Genomic DNA, 13,920 nt, shown 5'->3' with positions numbered 1-13,920 from the left:
TGTCTCGGAGATTAATCTTTTTTCTGCTGATCGCGGAAACTTGCGGCACGTCCTGGAAACTCCACCTGACGCCCGCGCCCGAACGCGAGGGCGTCCTTGGATACGTCGTCGACGATCGTGCTCCCGGCCGCCACGATTGCCCCCTCCCCGATCGAAACCGGGGCAACCAGCGCCGAGTTCGAACCGATGAAGGCCGACGCGCCGATCGAGGTCTTGAACTTGTTGAAGCCGTCGTAATTGCAGGTGATGGTGCCCGCACCGATGTTCGCTTTGGTGCCAACGGTCGAATCACCGACGTAGGTCAAATGATTGGCTTTCGCACCGGCACCGAAGACGGCATTCTTGCATTCGACGAAGTTGCCGATTTTGACGCCCTGCCCGATATCGGTTCCGGGCCGCAGTCGCGCATAGGGTCCGATCACCGCTCCGCTCGCAATCTTTGCGCCCTCAACGTGAGAGAAAGCCCTGATCTGGACATTGTCTTCTATGGTTACACCCGGCCCAAAGATCACATTCGGTTCGATAAGGACATCGCGGCCCAGGACCGTGTCATGGGAAAACCAGACCGTCTGAGGGGCGATAAGCGTGGCACCGCCGGCCATTGCCGTTGCCCTCAGGCGGTCCTGCATCACCTGCTCGGCGACGGCAAGCTCGGCCCGGGAATTGACGCCCAGAACGTCATCTGCCGGCGCCTCGACAATCCGCGCATCCATGGCTTGTTCACGAGCGGCTGCAAAGAGGTCGGTCAGATAATATTCGCCCTGCGCGTTATCGTTTTTGAGGCCCTCGACCAGTTTCAGCAGTGTCCGGCCTTCGCCTATCAGAGGACCAGCGTTGCAAAGATCGATCTTGCGAATCTCTTCGTCTGCATCGGCATATTCTACAATGCCTGTGACTCCCCCATCACGATCCACGACGAAACGGCCGTATTGGGCGGGGTCGTCCGGCCGGAAGGCCAGCCCGACCAGCTTGGTTGAAGCCGCGGCATTGCGCTCATCGAGCATGCATTTCAGCGTCGTTCCGGTCAACAAAGGTGTGTCGCCGTAAATCACCAGGATGTCTGACGCTCCGTCCGACGCGTAATCGGCTAGAGCCTTGGCGGCGCACATGACCGCATGCCCGGTGCCCAAACGCTCCTCCTGCACGACGACCTGATGCGGCGCGGCAGCCGCTTCCACGACCTCGGCGCCCGGGCCGACGACAACCACAATCCGTTCGGGATTCAGGCTCTCGGCAGCATCCAGCACGTGCCGCAACATGGCGCGGCCGGCAATGGGGTGCAGGACTTTGGGAAGTTCTGATTTCATCCGCGTTCCCTGACCGGCGGCCAGGACAACTACGGCAAGTTTGTTAGCTGTCATTGTGTTTCGGAACTTTAAAAAGAGACAAACGAATTCAGGTTCGGCACATCAGCCGTTGAGGATTAAGGATCAGGATGCAGATAAGCGTTTTACATTGAATTAACTTTGCGCGAATTTGCCATAGGTTAACGATTCAGCGCAATTCACCATTTGTTGCGGTGCGTTACAATAAATTCAGGGACTTACCGGCCGGATATCCGCCACCACCCCCAGAGCATCACTGGGTTCATCGACTGTAACATCCCTATACCACAAGAGAAGGATCAGGCATCAGCATGATCATCGACGCGCCTGGACGGCATTCCACCTTGATATGCGATCTCGACGGAACTCTTGTGGATTCCGCTCCGGACCTGGCGGGCGCTCTTGTCGAACTGCTCGCCCAGGAAAGTAGAAAAAGTCTCTCGCTGCAGCAGGTAAAATCGATGATCGGAGATGGTGTTGCCAAGCTGGTTGAGCGCGGCTTCACGGCAACCGGCATCTGCCCGGAGCCTCCCGCCTTTGAGGCCCTGGTGGCGCGGTTCGTAGACATCTACAACACACGCCTGGTCGCCGAGACACGGCCTTACCCCGGAACTCTTGAAGTTCTCTCCGCACTCAAGGACGCCGGCTGGACGCTTATCGTCTGCACCAATAAGCCGGAGGCCCCGTCTCACGAGATCCTCCGCGCACTACAACTCGCACCGCTGTTCGAGGCAGTTGCGGGCGGAGACACCTTCCCCTACCGAAAGCCCGATCCACGTCATTTGCTGACCCTTCTTCAACAAGCCGGCATCGCGCAGGATACCGCTATCATGTTCGGCGACGGCAGGGCCGACGTGGCCGCAGCCCGCGCGGCCGGCATCCCCTGCCTTCTGGCCACGTTCGGTTATGGCGGAGAAGCCGCCGAGAAGGAAGGTCCTGACCGGCGGATTGCGGGTTTCGACCAGTTGCCCAGCGCCTTACGGGACCTGGCGGTCTGAACCGCCATCCCTCGGATACGCACCGGCCCCGATGTCACCCGAGCCCCTTGACACCACCCGGCCCCCTACCCTAAATCAAGCCAAGCGGCGGCATCGTCGCAAGCAAGACCGGTCCGTCCCTAATCTGAAGGGACCAGCACCTGTCCGGGCGCGTAGCTCAGCGGGAGAGCACTGCCTTCACACGGCAGGGGTCACAGGTTCAATCCCTGTCGCGCCCACCATTTTCCAAAACATCAGTTTTCCGGACGCGGGCCATAACGCGGCAAGCTCTGTCCCTCCTCACAACAACCCAAATCCGGCGCTTTGCCGGCGAATCCATCGTTGAAGTTGGGCAGGACTTCTCCCCTATCGGCCGCCTGGGACTTCGGCCGGAGCTGAGGCAGGTTAACCGACGCCTTATATTCGCTCTTAAAGCTCTTAGGCGGCAGGAAGCCATCCTTAAAGGTGCGATGGCTGTAGAGAGAGACTGCCCCCCGCTTTCGGTAGAGCCGCTTCGAACGCTTGGCATCCTCCAGGGAGCGGTAGCGCTTGTTGTTCCAGACAGCAAAGTCCCCGGCACCGATGCCCCAGGCAAAACCGTCGCTGTCGAAATCAGTCTCGATCATGTGACCCGTGCTGCGCAAGGCCGGGCTTCTGGTGCCGACAAAGATATTGTTGCGCGTCACTACGTTGGAGACCGTCTCCCGGCCCGGCTGAATGTTCAGGGGGATCCCGGCGCGCACCGAAGTGTTGTGGAACAGCAGTAACCCGGAGGTATCGTTGTGTAGCTTAAAAGGTGCGTACTGGGTGTTGTAGATCACGTTCCGAAAGACATAAACCGGTCCGCCATGCACCGGCTGGCCACTAATTCCCGCGTAGCAGTTGGTGATCCGGTTGCGGAACACACGGACGTTTGTGTCCGAGTAATCGGTCTCGATGCCGTCATCGGTGCAGGTGACGATTTCATTGCCGTAGACGTCGGAAGCCGACATGCGTCCACGCTCTCCGTTGTGGACAGCATCCCCGACATTCCGAAACAGATTGTGCGCGATGACGTGGCCGGAGCCCGTAAGCTCGACGGCATAGGTTTCTTCGATCCCCTTTGAGCGCGGCCATTTCGTGATCCCCTGAAAAACATTGTCCAGGACAGCGTTGTTTTGAGATTCCGTGTAACTGGCCCAGCGCGACGTCACGCCGTACTGGGAAAAGTTGAAACGATTGCGCCGCACCAGCAAATCGCGGGCGTAGTCGGCACTCAGCAGACGATCGGCATTCTGAAACACCAAACCTTCGAACCAACGATGCGAAGTTCTGTTGACATTCACCAGAACCTCGCCGCCGCCGCCATCCAGTACCGCCCCTTCCTGGCCCCGGTAAACGATCGGCCGTTCCGTCTCGCCAGATCTCGTAATTTTGAAGCCTGGAACCCGGTAAAGCCCGGGCCGAAGGATGAAGAGATCGCCAGGCTCGGCGGAATTCTCCGCAGCCTTAAGACCGTTGAAGGGCTGATCGGAAGAGCCGTCACCGGCATTGTTAACTTCGCTATTTCGCGGAACGACAAAAAGCTGCCGGAGTTCCTTTGCTTCACCAGGCTCCGGCCGTGTCGCGACGGTGATCTCTTTCGTCACTTCAGTTGAGGAAGGCTCGCCGGTAGTTACGCCGTCCGTATCGGAGAGCGTCAATTCAACGACATAGTCCTGGCCCGGCTTCAGTTCCACCACGCTGCCGGCAAACAACCAGCCGCCGGAGACCCGGTTGTCGACAGACATGCGCTCCGGCAAAGGACGAAACAGAGGATAACCTTCATGCCAGCTCTTTTCGTCGGCTCTGCGAAAACGCACTGTGACCTGTGCGTTCTTGTTGGCATCCCCGAGGATCGGCCAGCGTACCGCGATTGAGCGGAAGGTCGAAGGTTCTAACAGAACCTCACCCGGCGTCGAATTTACAGCCCCGGATCCCGCACTTTCGGACTGTCCCTGCACGTTTCGCGCCCATAAAACCGCGGCACCAATCGTCAGGAAAACCAATAATTGTAGGCACGTCCAGCGAACGGAACGGATCGGCGGCACCAGCCTGATCAAGGAAAACATGGAGAGAACTCTACTTGCATCCAACGATCACACCTTTCATCACCGACGCAGCCGCCCTCAAGCTAACGGATATGAATGACAATTCGTAGATACAAAAAAAAGGCGGCCTCCAATGAAGGGGGCCGCCAAAGCAGAAAATCCGAATTTGTTCAAAAACAGACGCTTCAGATCGCCTCTTCCGGTGTAAGACCGGCCTCTTCCCAAAGCGAGTTTGCTGAATCGAGCCTGACCCTGATCGCCTGCCACTCGGCGGTGATCTCCTCTTCAGTCTTTTCACCGCTCTGCAGGGCTTCAATCGAATCAATGGCAAAGCGCCCGAGTTGAATCAGCGCAAGTATCAGTTCAGGATTCATCACGAACCTCCTCTTCAATAAAAATCATGCTGACAACACCGGATTCGACGAGATTGAGCAGGTCGTCCGTTTCGGTGATGCCGCCGCTGCAAGCTTCGTTGAGGGTCGGCCGCCATTGATCGACAGCTGCGATCTGTTGATCGGTCAGCCGCCCGGCGGCCCGAAAACCGGCGAGCGAGGTCAGACTGGCGGAATAGGCACGGCAGGCGATCTGCAGGTTCTCCTGCAGGGAAATGCTGGATGCGCAACCGGCCAATAAAAAAGCTGCCGAAACGGCAGCCATCATTGCTTTATGCATTTGGGTTTACTCCACATTGGGCACGAGAAATACAGCGAAACTGTTCAGGATCACTCCAAGGGCGGCGACCACTTCCGGATCCAGAAGCGTAACCGCGCTGATCACACCTGTAACAGCACTTGCAATGGCCGCCGCGGCAGCTTTGTCGTACTTGGTAAACATCTTTTCCTTTCTTCAAAATTTCAGGTGTGTCGAAAACGCCGAAGCGGAGGAAACGAGTGCGATCGAGCTTGCTTGAAACAACCAAGGACGAGGAGCCCCTCCACCGACCAGATTTTAGGACCCCTGCGCAAAGGCCTGTTTGAATCCGATCCAAAGCATGCTCAAGAGCCCCGTGATTGCCGTGGTATAAATGGCAATTCTGAGAGCCATGCCGACGCGCTCCGAGGCTCTACGCTGTGATCGTAAATAGGCCATGTCGGCCTGGGCCTCGCGTGGGTCTCTCGTATCGAGCCCCATCTTTACGAAGGTCCTCTCGACGGCCTCGCGTGCCGCCGCTGCTGCGATCGCCCGCGCATCGTCGTGGTTCATAGAGATTGACCGACCGAATTCCGGAGCAGCCATGCCGCAAGATTCCGCGGATGCACGCCATAATCTTGAAAACAGCCATCGAGGAAACGCAGCACTGCTACGTTTGCAACCCCATCCTTCGACAGAACGAGCACCTCGTCAGCATGAAGCCGGGTCTTCGGCGGTACAGCGTTATAAACCTCCATGAAGCGCGCGGCCTGATCGCCCTGAAGATGGGCAGAAACTTTCTCTGCGGCCGACAGACCGGCAACAAAATGCTCTGCAGGACGACAGACCTGAGACGTGGCGCGAGCGGCAAGAGCATCGAACGACAAAACTGCGGACATAAAAAAAGCCGCCATAGCGGCGGCAAGCTTGAACGCTTTCATAAGATTCCTCCTAGGTCATCAAGGTTCCTCTAAACTGCTGGCTTTGGCGCTAAGGCCATCCAGTTGAGATATCGACAGCGTTCACTTCGGCAATCGTTGCGGCTGCCATAACACTCGCCTTCTTCGGCCAGGACGCGGCATAGATGGTCGCAACCCGTTGCGTGACGGCAACGCCCAACGCGATCATCTGGTTCGGCGTCAGGCTATGGGCCTGATCTTCCGCATCGACGAAAGTGATCACGGCGCCCGTTTCCCCGGCCGCGTCAAGCACCTGCGCCAATGTGGTAAGCGCCTGCAGATTATCGAAATCCGGCTGTTCGCGTGTGTCGACCATGCCTGTGAGACCATCCGGGAAAAGATAACTGAGGCCATCGAAAATTTTCTCATCGCGCAGAAGGTTGATGGCCACACGCTTGTCGGCCTTCGCGCTCTCCAGAGTAACAGCAGGCGCGCGCAACGCTTCAAGTTCGCTCGTCAAAGCCGGCAAATCCGCCAGCAATCCATCTCCGAGGTCCCAGGGAACGTCGCCGCTGGATTGGTTACTCCCATCGCTTCGCAAGTGCATCTGGCCATCGTATCGGATGGTCACGAAGTCCACCGGCAAAGTCACTTCCGGGCGCAGTAAAGCCAATTCCGGAACCGTCAGTTTCAGACCTTCGACATCGACCCGGCCGTCATGAATAGTGAGCAGCATCGACGCCTCCGTTAAATTTTGATCATGAGGTTGAGAGCGAGAAACGGCGGCATATTGTTATGGGCCTGGTCGCCACCGACGTAGTTGGTGTTGTTGTTTTTTTGCTGCGCTGTCGAGTAGGCTCCAAAGGCCGGACTGCCACCGTCGCTAGCGGAGCCTCCCCTTCTACCCGTCATGCTGTGCCGATGGCTCGGTATCTCCGACAGCGTCAGCGTGTGCGCTTCCTCTCCACCGGTTTGCCCCAATGCCCGCGCCGTCAATCCCGAACCGCTTCCCTGCCCGATCAGCGCACGGCCAGCCGCCTCGGACAACGTCAGCGTCTTGTCATCGATCCAGTCCTGCAACGCCGTTGCACCCCGGTCACCCGACACCGGCGCCCACTGATTCTCCATGACCGACCATAAGTGAATGAAAAGCTCCTGAAACTGATCCCCGGCATGGATGGCACTGGACTCTGCGCTGCCAATCGCCTGCCCGTTCATCAATAGCCAGCCATCATCCGGCAGGTTTCGGGTGGTCATTTTCACATCGCCAGTCGCCCAGGGAGACAGCACCTCGACAAGTTCCAGCGCCCCGTCGGCAGCACGCCGGATCGTCGTGCCGTCGACCTTGATCATCAACTCTCCGCCATTCAGTTCCAAACCGGAGTTAGGCGCCAGATCGACGGAGAGTTCATTGTTGGAGATGGTGACACCGCTCCCGGCAATAATCGCCGCCTCGGGAAGTGTGACGGTCTTGTTTTCCAGTCCATTGCCCGCTGCATTCCATCCGATAAAGGATCCTGCGGAGACAGCCGGCAGGATGGGGTCGGAAGCGCTTCCCCGTGACAGTGCGAAGGTTCGTGAAAGCCTCTCGTCGAGCTGCTGACAAAGCAGTGTCAGACGGTCCAGCCCACGTTCGTGAGTCTCGGCGGGAAAAGGATCGTTTGAGCGGTAATCGATCGGCTGCTCCATAGGCAGATCCCGCACAATATCACCAAACGCTCTTGGTTCGAAGGCGCCGCGGTCATGGTCACGGCGCCATTCCGCCCGCCGCCATAAACCGCATAATCCACATTGAGCACCTGCAGGAGCTCGGAGCCGTCGCTCTCGATCTTCAAGACATCGAGATCTTCCGGTTGGTAAAAAACAAAGGGAACAAAAAACTCGACCTGTTGACCGTTGCCGGCATAGGTCACCTTGCTTGCCTGTTGCGTAACTGTCATATCGCCTCCAGTGAGAGGGCCAATTGAAATGCATTGCATCGATCGGGCGGCAGCGCGCGTTCGGCCTGACCTGCGAATACCTGCAGAACCGAATGAACGACGCTTGGGGGCTGCCTTGACGCTGGGGACTACCTAATTGATAGCTCCTGCAAAGTTCGACGCTCCCTTCAGAAGCGATGTCCCGGCCGATATGAAACCTTGCGTTTTGGCATTTCGCGCGGCGGATCGGTCCAACTGCGCCTGGGAACGAAAGTTTGTTGCCTGCAGCCTACCGCCATACCTTAAATTCAGTGCATCGAGTTCCGCTTCCAATGCCTGGTCTTCCAAAACCTCAAGCGGAGACCCCTCGAGCGTGACGCCGGCAGCTGCGATCGCCGCACGGCTGCCGGCGGTTTGCCGGCTTGCTGAGCGGCGTTGCCGCTTCTCGTCGGCAGCGGCATTCTGTTCGGCGATGATCGCGTTGTTATCTGCGATTTTCGCATTGAATTCCGATGCGGCAGCGCTCGCGCGTGCTCCCTGTATGGCGCCTAGTGCGCCAACTGCCGCCGAGATTAGAAGAGCTGGTGCCATTTAACTTATCCTCGCATATAGATCGCAGTCGCGCCCATCGGGCGTGTAGGCGCGCAAAGTACCTTCGTGTTGAAATCCGAGCAGGCTTGCCCACCTGTGCCCCGGTGCATGCAGTGAATCGACGGTCATCTCGACCCGCCTCAGCGGCAGACCCTTCAAGAACGCAGCAACGCACCGGTGGACCGCCAGAAACTCATATGCCGATATCCGGCCGAGTAGCGACCAGGCGACCCCGCGATTGCACCAGACCCGCTCCACCCCGGCACAGCCAAGGACGCGGCCGTCTTTTATTGCGGTGAATGCATCGCCCGCCTGCGCCAGTCTGACGCCGTAATCCCGCGACATGTAGTCCGCCATATCCTGCTGTGCGGATTGAAGGATCAGCCCGTCCAGATGTCCGGCCTGAAAGCGTAGGATCTTCAACGGGAATCCTGCGTATGAACTTGCGGAAACACCGCCAGAACCGTCAAAGGCAGAGGCTGATCCTGGGCAACCGTCATACGCCCCTCGGTTTCGTAATCGCCAGGCCAGTCCACAAGTTTATCGCCGTCAAACAGCGGTGGCGGTTCATCCATCAAATCGAAACCACTGCGGAACTCGATCCGGTCGAGCTGGTCGGGACTCGGGCCATACAAAGCGCCGAGAGATTGGTGCAGCCGGATCACAGCGCGGTGAATTCTTTTGGTTTTCCCTTGCGCAGTACCGTCAGCTGCGCCTGCCTCAAGGCGCACGGTTTCCAGGACAGAGCGATATCCCAGTCCGACCTGGACGACCGATGCGGGCACTGACAATTCGATTGTGCCGTTGTTGACCTGACGCTCCGGATGGGTGGCACCATCGGCCAGGACCTGCACCCGCTCGCCTTCGAGATGGCTCAGGCCACTGATGGTCGATGCAGGAGAGCCGCTGTAGGTCAAACCACTGTCGACGAAAAATGCGCTTCGCTGCTGCGTCAGAAGAATTTTCCTGTAGTCGTCAGACGATTGAGATGGCCCTTGGGCTTTGGCCGCGAACGGCGCTTCCATAAACTCGACGCTGCGTTTGACCTGGCCATTGATCCATCTCTGCACCACCACCCAGAGTTCATCCCGGCTGCCATCGGGTGCCGGAATCACGGCGATGGATTCGACCTTCGCTGGGAACGTTCCATCCTGATCACTGAAGCCGCCTACGACATGCCGATGCCAGGCAACGACCTCCTGTTCGCGCTCATAGGTCATGCCGAGCAAAGCGCCGTCTTTTCTGACCGCCCAGACGACACTGTCCGGTTCCTGCTGATAGGCAAGCCCGACAAGACCACCCTCGGAGATATGCTCCGCCAGCAGGGTCATATCGGGCGATCGGAAGCCATCGGCTTCGAACACGTACGCCAGCTCCCTGAGTTTTCGTCCGGCCCGCTGCACGAAGAGAATCGCGTCCGCTGCCTGGACGGGTTGCACGTTGGCGGATCCGCGCGTCGTGGAACGCCGTGCCTGGATATTTGAAGGCGTCAGTGCCTCCCCCAAACTGGACGGACTCACGAGCCATTCCCCGCCGACTGACCCGACGACCAACCCCTTATCGTCGTCGATCATCCAGCGGATAACGTTCACATTGTTGGCGTTCAGAGTGAAAGCGACCGCATTGGTATCTTCGACGGTCCCGTCACCGAGCTTGCTGGGTGCGAAATGGGCATAGTCTCCGGTCACCGAACCATCCAGACGCTGAGGATGGAGCTTTGCCCCTGCAAAATACAGCCGGTCCTGAAAGAAGGTCACGCAAGTCGGAAACCCGGTCGTATCGGACCAGACACCCAAGCGCCACTCCTTGCTGGCAGCCGTAGACACCGCGCTCATGATTTGCCAGGTAACTTGGGTTTTGCTGGTGAAGCCGGTGATGATCCCCCAGCCCCAGCCCCCGCCGTTTTTCTTGCGGACGATCCTGCCTACATCGGTCTCGGAAAAAAGCTCGGCGCTCGCCGTCAATCCACGCCCGGCTCCAACGGCTCCGGAGGAAGAGCTCAGCGTTGTACCTGCAGTGTTGGTCGCTAGATACGGCCCGTCTTTGAAGGCGATTTTTTCAATCGACCAGCTGGTATGACCTGACCTGCGTAAGGTGTAGGGCGGATAGGATGGATGGCAGAGGTAAAGGACATCGGCGGACTGCGCCGTTTTGATCAGGCAGCGTCCATCGCTATCGAACAAATCGTTCTGTGCGTAGGGAGTGGTTATCTCGTAGACCGCGTCTTCGTTGTCCAGGATCCGGCCATGGTTGCGGTAGAAGCGGCAGTAGTGATCTCCGAACTCCAGAACATAGGCCTGTTCGACGTTAAACTCGAAGGGCATCAGCGCAGCCGGCTTTGCACTATCCTTCACCTGCGAAACGTGCCTGAAGCCGCTGCGCCGCTGCGCGCCACCCTGCTGCTGAGGCACCATGTTCAAGAGCGTGCGTGCACCGTTGAAGTACTTCGAAAGATCGACCCGGCCTTCCAGGCGCGGGCTCAGCTCGCCCGCCGTGAAGTTGGTTTGAGAGGGTGAGGCTTTCGGCATCAGAAGCGCGCCTTAATCCAAGAGGTCTCTTCCAATGCGTCCGGCGTTCCCTCGATCGCGTCGATCCGCCGCGCGCGCCGAATGGCCTGCGCGTAGTCGTCCAACGCCATACGCTTTTTTGTGTTGGATTGAGTCAAGGTCTCACAGAGCTCTACCGCCAGGCGAGCCGCGAGCGCTTCGACAAAAAGAGCGTCGAATTCGCTGGCATCGGCTGCGCGTTGCACAAAGGAGATCCGAAGCGGAGCAGGCAGATCGGTCAGAACCCGTCTTCCTTCGACCTTCCAGTCGCCCGGTGGGTAAACCTCGATCACCTTTAAACAATCGCCGGGCAGCTGATACTGCCGGGCAAAGCCATAGACCGGCACCTCCTCGAGCGCAGGAAGAGACTTTCTAACCACCGCAAAATTCCAGTAATGCTCTCTCAGCTCTGCATCTCGAACGCCATCGAACATTCGGGCACAGGCACGTGCCGACTTCACATTGTCCTGCAAAGATACGATGGGTGCCGAGCCCAGCTTATCCAGAGCACGGTTACAAATCTCCACACGGGATGTCATGAGCACCTCAAAATAGATGGGGCGGCCGGAGCCGCCCCAAGTTTCGGTTCAGGGAAACTGGAGATATCAGTCGGATACAATCGAAACACGGATCTTGATCGCTTGACCCCCCGCAAGCGTGCCGCCGCCAACAGTCAGAAACAGTTCCCTGTCCTCTGGCGGCTTGTGACCAAAGCCCGCGGCGGCGGCGACGGTCGCGCTTCCAGCCGCCGAAACGGACGTGGCAGCGAGATAGCGGTCGTCATCCTCGGAATCGCCTAACTTCAGCGTGCGTCCTGTTCCCATGGCACCGAAAACCAGGCGTCCGCCGAGAAAACGTTGCCCGTTGCGCAAGGTACCGACCCTGATCCGATCACCGGAACTTTCGCTCCCCGTGGTCACATACTCGTCGTACAAGACCCGCTGACGCCCGCCATAGTCCCCGCTATCGATCAGCTGCGGCGGAACGCTCCGTGTTCTGGCTTCGTTTGTCGCATTGAAATCAGCCATATTCAGCTCTCCTCTACGGCAATTTCGATGACTTTGCTGTCCTGCATCCGCACGGCCCCAATGCTCATGCCCGCCATCACCTGATAGGATTCACGCTCGTCGATCCAGGCGACCCGCCCATAAGGCGCCTTCCAAGTGCCCAGGTTGACCCCTGACCGCAGAAACATGGCGCAGGACCGGACGGAGCCGTTTTTCGGAAGCAGATGCCCAATCTCAGCGTCGTCCTCGAGCAGATGGAAATGGCAGCCGTAGAAATACTTGACGGTGCCGTCCGGCAGGACCCGTTCGCGGTTGAAGTCCACCGAACTGACCTGATTGGTGTTGATGAACTCGCGTTCCTGGCGCGCAGTCCAGAAGACGTGACAGGTATCGCCGGGCATCAGGGCATTTGCCGCCTTGAGCCGCTCCGACGCCTCCTGCAGTTTTTCCAGCGTAAAGCCGGTGCCGCCGGCTGCAACCTTCTGCCCGTTGGGCAGCGCGACGGACTCGGTGCCGTCTTCACCGATGTAGGCTGTGCCCAAGGCAGCATCGATGACGGCCTTATCGAGCTCTCGCGATGCTGCGGCAGCAAAGGCCTGGGTATAGGCGTTCGTCGGATCGTTCAGAATTTTCAACTTGTCGAACTCGTCGACGAAGTCGCGGATGTAAAAATCCTGCGCGGTGACCCAACGTTTCGCGTGGGGGGTGTTGACCAGTGGAATATCGGTGGCCCGTCCCTCCTTCTTTTTCATTCGCACGGCGCCGACCTGATCGAAGGCATGCCGTTTTCCGGACATCGACTCCTCTCGAACCGCCTGCCGGGTCTGGCTGGACATTTGTTGCGCAAGCAACTCGACGCCCGTGCTGTAGGATTGATAATTGAAAACCGGTATTTGATCGGACATTAAGTCCTCCAACAATCTTGCAATGGGATGATTGCCGGAGAGGTTGCCCCGAGGCGGATCTCGGCCAGTACACAAGGATACGCAACCACCAAAAGTCAGCGGTTGATCCGGGCACCGGAGATCCGTTTGGACCTTCCCTTACTTTTTACGCCTGTTGAGGCGGCTGTCTGTCCAAGCTGTCCGCAAGGAACCTGTTAAATCGGAAAGAAAGCGATACGCACCACATTCTCCACCGCCACAGATTTTATCCTACCTCTTAATAAAGTTTGCTTGCATGCTTTTGCGGCTTCCAGTTCTCCGGCGCAACCGCCTAAAAATCCCAACCTGGAATGCCCGCTATGCAAGGCCATTGAACCCAATCCAACACACTGGACCGATATTTTTTTTTACAAATGAGATAAACAGGCTATTCATGGGAATGATCCTTGGACGGACTCGCAGCACGGAGTACTGAGTCGTGAAGCCTAGACTGTTGGTTTTGTTGTTCGCGTTTGCCATCACTGCCTGCCAAACCGCTCCCCAAGAAGAGCAGACTGCCGCGCCCGAGCCGATAAAACTGTCGAGCGACGAGCTACTTCAGAATCAGCTTACTTCGGCAAGACTGCCCGCAGAGCTTAACGAGCGCGGCCTGGTGGTTGAGCTTGCCGGCGTGTCCTTCGCCCCCAACAGCACCTCGCTGACCCCGGCTGCCCGCTCCCTCCTGCAAAAACTGGCGTCCATAGTCAATGATGCCGAGTACGATACCCGTGTATTGACCATCGAAGGGCATACGGATTCCGTTGGCCGCGAGAGCTATAACTTGAAGCTATCTACCGAACGCGCGGAAGTCGTTGGCCAGGAACTCGTTTTCAATCAAGTTCGTGCCGATCGCATTACAATCGTTGGCTACGGCGAAACCCGCCCAATTGCGTCCAATACCAATCCCGACGGCACCCCCGATCTCGAGGGTCAGGCCAGTAACCGGCGGGTCGATATTGTCATTCATTCGCAGCCTTAGACCACACGTCGCCCTTCTCATTCCTGGCCGATCAAGCTGCACGCCTCCGAAAATC

General features: G+C 58.1%; 18 protein-coding genes and 1 tRNA gene. 3 read left to right on the top strand and 16 right to left on the bottom strand.

Annotated features, from left to right (window positions below):
• Positions 1–11 precede the first annotated feature (11 nt).
• Entirely contained in the window at positions 12–1,361 is a 1,350-nt protein-coding gene (gene glmU / locus QMZ18_RS26920) for a bifunctional UDP-N-acetylglucosamine diphosphorylase/glucosamine-1-phosphate N-acetyltransferase GlmU (protein WP_282609482.1), read from the bottom strand.
• Between the two features lie 275 nt (positions 1,362–1,636).
• Here glmU and QMZ18_RS26915 point away from each other — a divergent pair, with 275 nt between their 5' ends.
• Both QMZ18_RS26915 and QMZ18_RS26910 read left to right on the top strand, forming a co-directional pair.
• Complete coding sequence (locus QMZ18_RS26915) at positions 1,637–2,323, top strand: HAD-IA family hydrolase (protein ID WP_282609481.1); 687 nt, start codon at positions 1,637–1,639, stop codon at positions 2,321–2,323.
• A gap of 146 nt (positions 2,324–2,469) precedes the next feature.
• Positions 2,470–2,544: transfer RNA gene (locus tag QMZ18_RS26910), tRNA-Val, on the top strand.
• 12 nt (positions 2,545–2,556) lie between these two features.
• On the opposite strand, the gene QMZ18_RS26905 is transcribed toward QMZ18_RS26910, so the two are convergent.
• From QMZ18_RS26905 to QMZ18_RS26835, 15 genes are all read right to left on the bottom strand, one after another.
• A complete protein-coding gene (locus tag QMZ18_RS26905) occupies positions 2,557–4,392 on the bottom strand; it encodes a right-handed parallel beta-helix repeat-containing protein (protein WP_282609480.1) in 1,836 nt (611 codons plus the stop codon).
• 164 nt (positions 4,393–4,556) lie between these two features.
• Positions 4,557–4,745: a hypothetical protein gene (locus QMZ18_RS26900; RefSeq protein WP_282609479.1), complete on the bottom strand. Its 189-nt coding sequence runs from the start codon at positions 4,743–4,745 to the stop codon at positions 4,557–4,559.
• On the bottom strand, positions 4,735–5,043 hold the full coding sequence (locus QMZ18_RS26895) for a hypothetical protein (protein WP_282609478.1): 309 nt from the start codon (positions 5,041–5,043) through the stop codon (positions 4,735–4,737). The genes QMZ18_RS26900 and QMZ18_RS26895 overlap by 11 nt, the downstream gene beginning before the upstream one ends.
• A 6-nt stretch (positions 5,044–5,049) precedes the next feature.
• Positions 5,050–5,205: a hypothetical protein gene (locus QMZ18_RS26890; protein WP_282609477.1), complete on the bottom strand. Its 156-nt coding sequence runs from the start codon at positions 5,203–5,205 to the stop codon at positions 5,050–5,052.
• Between the two features lie 114 nt (positions 5,206–5,319).
• Complete coding sequence (locus QMZ18_RS26885) at positions 5,320–5,574, bottom strand: hypothetical protein (protein WP_282609476.1); 255 nt, start codon at positions 5,572–5,574, stop codon at positions 5,320–5,322.
• The gene (locus QMZ18_RS26880) at positions 5,571–5,942 is read right to left on the bottom strand and encodes a hypothetical protein (protein WP_282609475.1); all 372 of its coding nucleotides are present in this window, start codon (positions 5,940–5,942) and stop codon (positions 5,571–5,573) included. The genes QMZ18_RS26885 and QMZ18_RS26880 overlap by 4 nt, the downstream gene beginning before the upstream one ends.
• Positions 5,943–5,991: 49 nt before the next feature.
• On the bottom strand, positions 5,992–6,636 hold the full coding sequence (locus QMZ18_RS26875; RefSeq protein ID WP_282609474.1) for a DUF4376 domain-containing protein: 645 nt from the start codon (positions 6,634–6,636) through the stop codon (positions 5,992–5,994).
• 11 nt (positions 6,637–6,647) lie between these two features.
• Positions 6,648–7,589: a phage tail protein gene (locus QMZ18_RS26870; protein WP_282609473.1), complete on the bottom strand. Its 942-nt coding sequence runs from the start codon at positions 7,587–7,589 to the stop codon at positions 6,648–6,650.
• The gene (locus QMZ18_RS26865) at positions 7,514–7,840 is read right to left on the bottom strand and encodes a hypothetical protein (RefSeq protein WP_282609472.1); all 327 of its coding nucleotides are present in this window, start codon (positions 7,838–7,840) and stop codon (positions 7,514–7,516) included. Before QMZ18_RS26865 ends, QMZ18_RS26870 begins: the two co-directional genes overlap by 76 nt.
• 132 nt (positions 7,841–7,972) lie before the next feature.
• Entirely contained in the window at positions 7,973–8,410 is a 438-nt protein-coding gene (locus QMZ18_RS26860) for a hypothetical protein (RefSeq protein ID WP_282609471.1), read from the bottom strand.
• A complete protein-coding gene (locus tag QMZ18_RS26855) occupies positions 8,411–8,833 on the bottom strand; it encodes a hypothetical protein (RefSeq protein ID WP_282609470.1) in 423 nt (140 codons plus the stop codon).
• The gene (locus QMZ18_RS26850; RefSeq protein WP_282609469.1) at positions 8,830–10,938 is read right to left on the bottom strand and encodes a hypothetical protein; all 2,109 of its coding nucleotides are present in this window, start codon (positions 10,936–10,938) and stop codon (positions 8,830–8,832) included. Before QMZ18_RS26850 ends, QMZ18_RS26855 begins: the two co-directional genes overlap by 4 nt.
• Positions 10,938–11,495, bottom strand: a complete 558-nt coding sequence (locus tag QMZ18_RS26845) for a hypothetical protein (RefSeq protein WP_282609468.1) — start codon at positions 11,493–11,495, stop codon at positions 10,938–10,940. Before QMZ18_RS26845 ends, QMZ18_RS26850 begins: the two co-directional genes overlap by 1 nt.
• A 66-nt stretch (positions 11,496–11,561) precedes the next feature.
• A complete protein-coding gene (locus tag QMZ18_RS26840) occupies positions 11,562–11,984 on the bottom strand; it encodes a hypothetical protein (protein ID WP_282609467.1) in 423 nt (140 codons plus the stop codon).
• 2 nt (positions 11,985–11,986) lie between these two features.
• Positions 11,987–12,868 (bottom strand): phage capsid protein, encoded by an 882-nt coding sequence (locus QMZ18_RS26835; protein ID WP_282609466.1) that lies wholly within the window; start codon positions 12,866–12,868, stop codon positions 11,987–11,989.
• 457 nt (positions 12,869–13,325) lie between these two features.
• Here QMZ18_RS26835 and QMZ18_RS26830 point away from each other — a divergent pair, with 457 nt between their 5' ends.
• A complete protein-coding gene (locus QMZ18_RS26830) occupies positions 13,326–13,865 on the top strand; it encodes an OmpA family protein (protein ID WP_282609465.1) in 540 nt (179 codons plus the stop codon).
• The last annotated feature ends 55 nt before the right edge of the window (positions 13,866–13,920 follow it).

It is taken from the genome of Pelagibius sp. Alg239-R121, assembly GCF_947331435.1.
GTDB lineage: Bacteria > Pseudomonadota > Alphaproteobacteria > Kiloniellales > Kiloniellaceae > Denitrobaculum.
This window is presented reverse-complemented; position numbering and strand designations above follow the sequence as displayed.

Bases quoted from the DNA above. Each gene is read 5' to 3' on its own strand.
- QMZ18_RS26845 (WP_282609468.1), bottom strand. From the start codon at position 11,495: ATGACATCCCGTGTGGAGATTTGTAACCGTGCTCTGGATAAGCTGGGC.
- QMZ18_RS26860 (WP_282609471.1), bottom strand. From the start codon at position 8,410: ATGGCACCAGCTCTTCTAATCTCGGCGGCAGTTGGCGCACTAGGCGCC.
- QMZ18_RS26915 (WP_282609481.1), top strand. From the start codon at position 1,637: ATGATCATCGACGCGCCTGGACGGCATTCCACCTTGATATGCGATCTC.
- QMZ18_RS26865 (WP_282609472.1), bottom strand. From the start codon at position 7,840: ATGACAGTTACGCAACAGGCAAGCAAGGTGACCTATGCCGGCAACGGT.
- QMZ18_RS26885 (WP_282609476.1), bottom strand. From the start codon at position 5,574: ATGAACCACGACGATGCGCGGGCGATCGCAGCAGCGGCGGCACGCGAG.
- QMZ18_RS26835 (WP_282609466.1), bottom strand. From the start codon at position 12,868: ATGTCCGATCAAATACCGGTTTTCAATTATCAATCCTACAGCACGGGC.
- QMZ18_RS26900 (WP_282609479.1), bottom strand. From the start codon at position 4,745: ATGAATCCTGAACTGATACTTGCGCTGATTCAACTCGGGCGCTTTGCC.
- QMZ18_RS26840 (WP_282609467.1), bottom strand. From the start codon at position 11,984: ATGGCTGATTTCAATGCGACAAACGAAGCCAGAACACGGAGCGTTCCG.
- QMZ18_RS26850 (WP_282609469.1), bottom strand. From the start codon at position 10,938: ATGCCGAAAGCCTCACCCTCTCAAACCAACTTCACGGCGGGCGAGCTG.
- QMZ18_RS26890 (WP_282609477.1), bottom strand. From the start codon at position 5,205: ATGTTTACCAAGTACGACAAAGCTGCCGCGGCGGCCATTGCAAGTGCT.
- QMZ18_RS26895 (WP_282609478.1), bottom strand. From the start codon at position 5,043: ATGCATAAAGCAATGATGGCTGCCGTTTCGGCAGCTTTTTTATTGGCC.
- QMZ18_RS26880 (WP_282609475.1), bottom strand. From the start codon at position 5,942: ATGAAAGCGTTCAAGCTTGCCGCCGCTATGGCGGCTTTTTTTATGTCC.
- QMZ18_RS26870 (WP_282609473.1), bottom strand. From the start codon at position 7,589: ATGGAGCAGCCGATCGATTACCGCTCAAACGATCCTTTTCCCGCCGAG.
- glmU (WP_282609482.1), bottom strand. From the start codon at position 1,361: ATGACAGCTAACAAACTTGCCGTAGTTGTCCTGGCCGCCGGTCAGGGA.
- QMZ18_RS26875 (WP_282609474.1), bottom strand. From the start codon at position 6,636: ATGCTGCTCACTATTCATGACGGCCGGGTCGATGTCGAAGGTCTGAAA.
- QMZ18_RS26905 (WP_282609480.1), bottom strand. From the start codon at position 4,392: ATGTTTTCCTTGATCAGGCTGGTGCCGCCGATCCGTTCCGTTCGCTGG.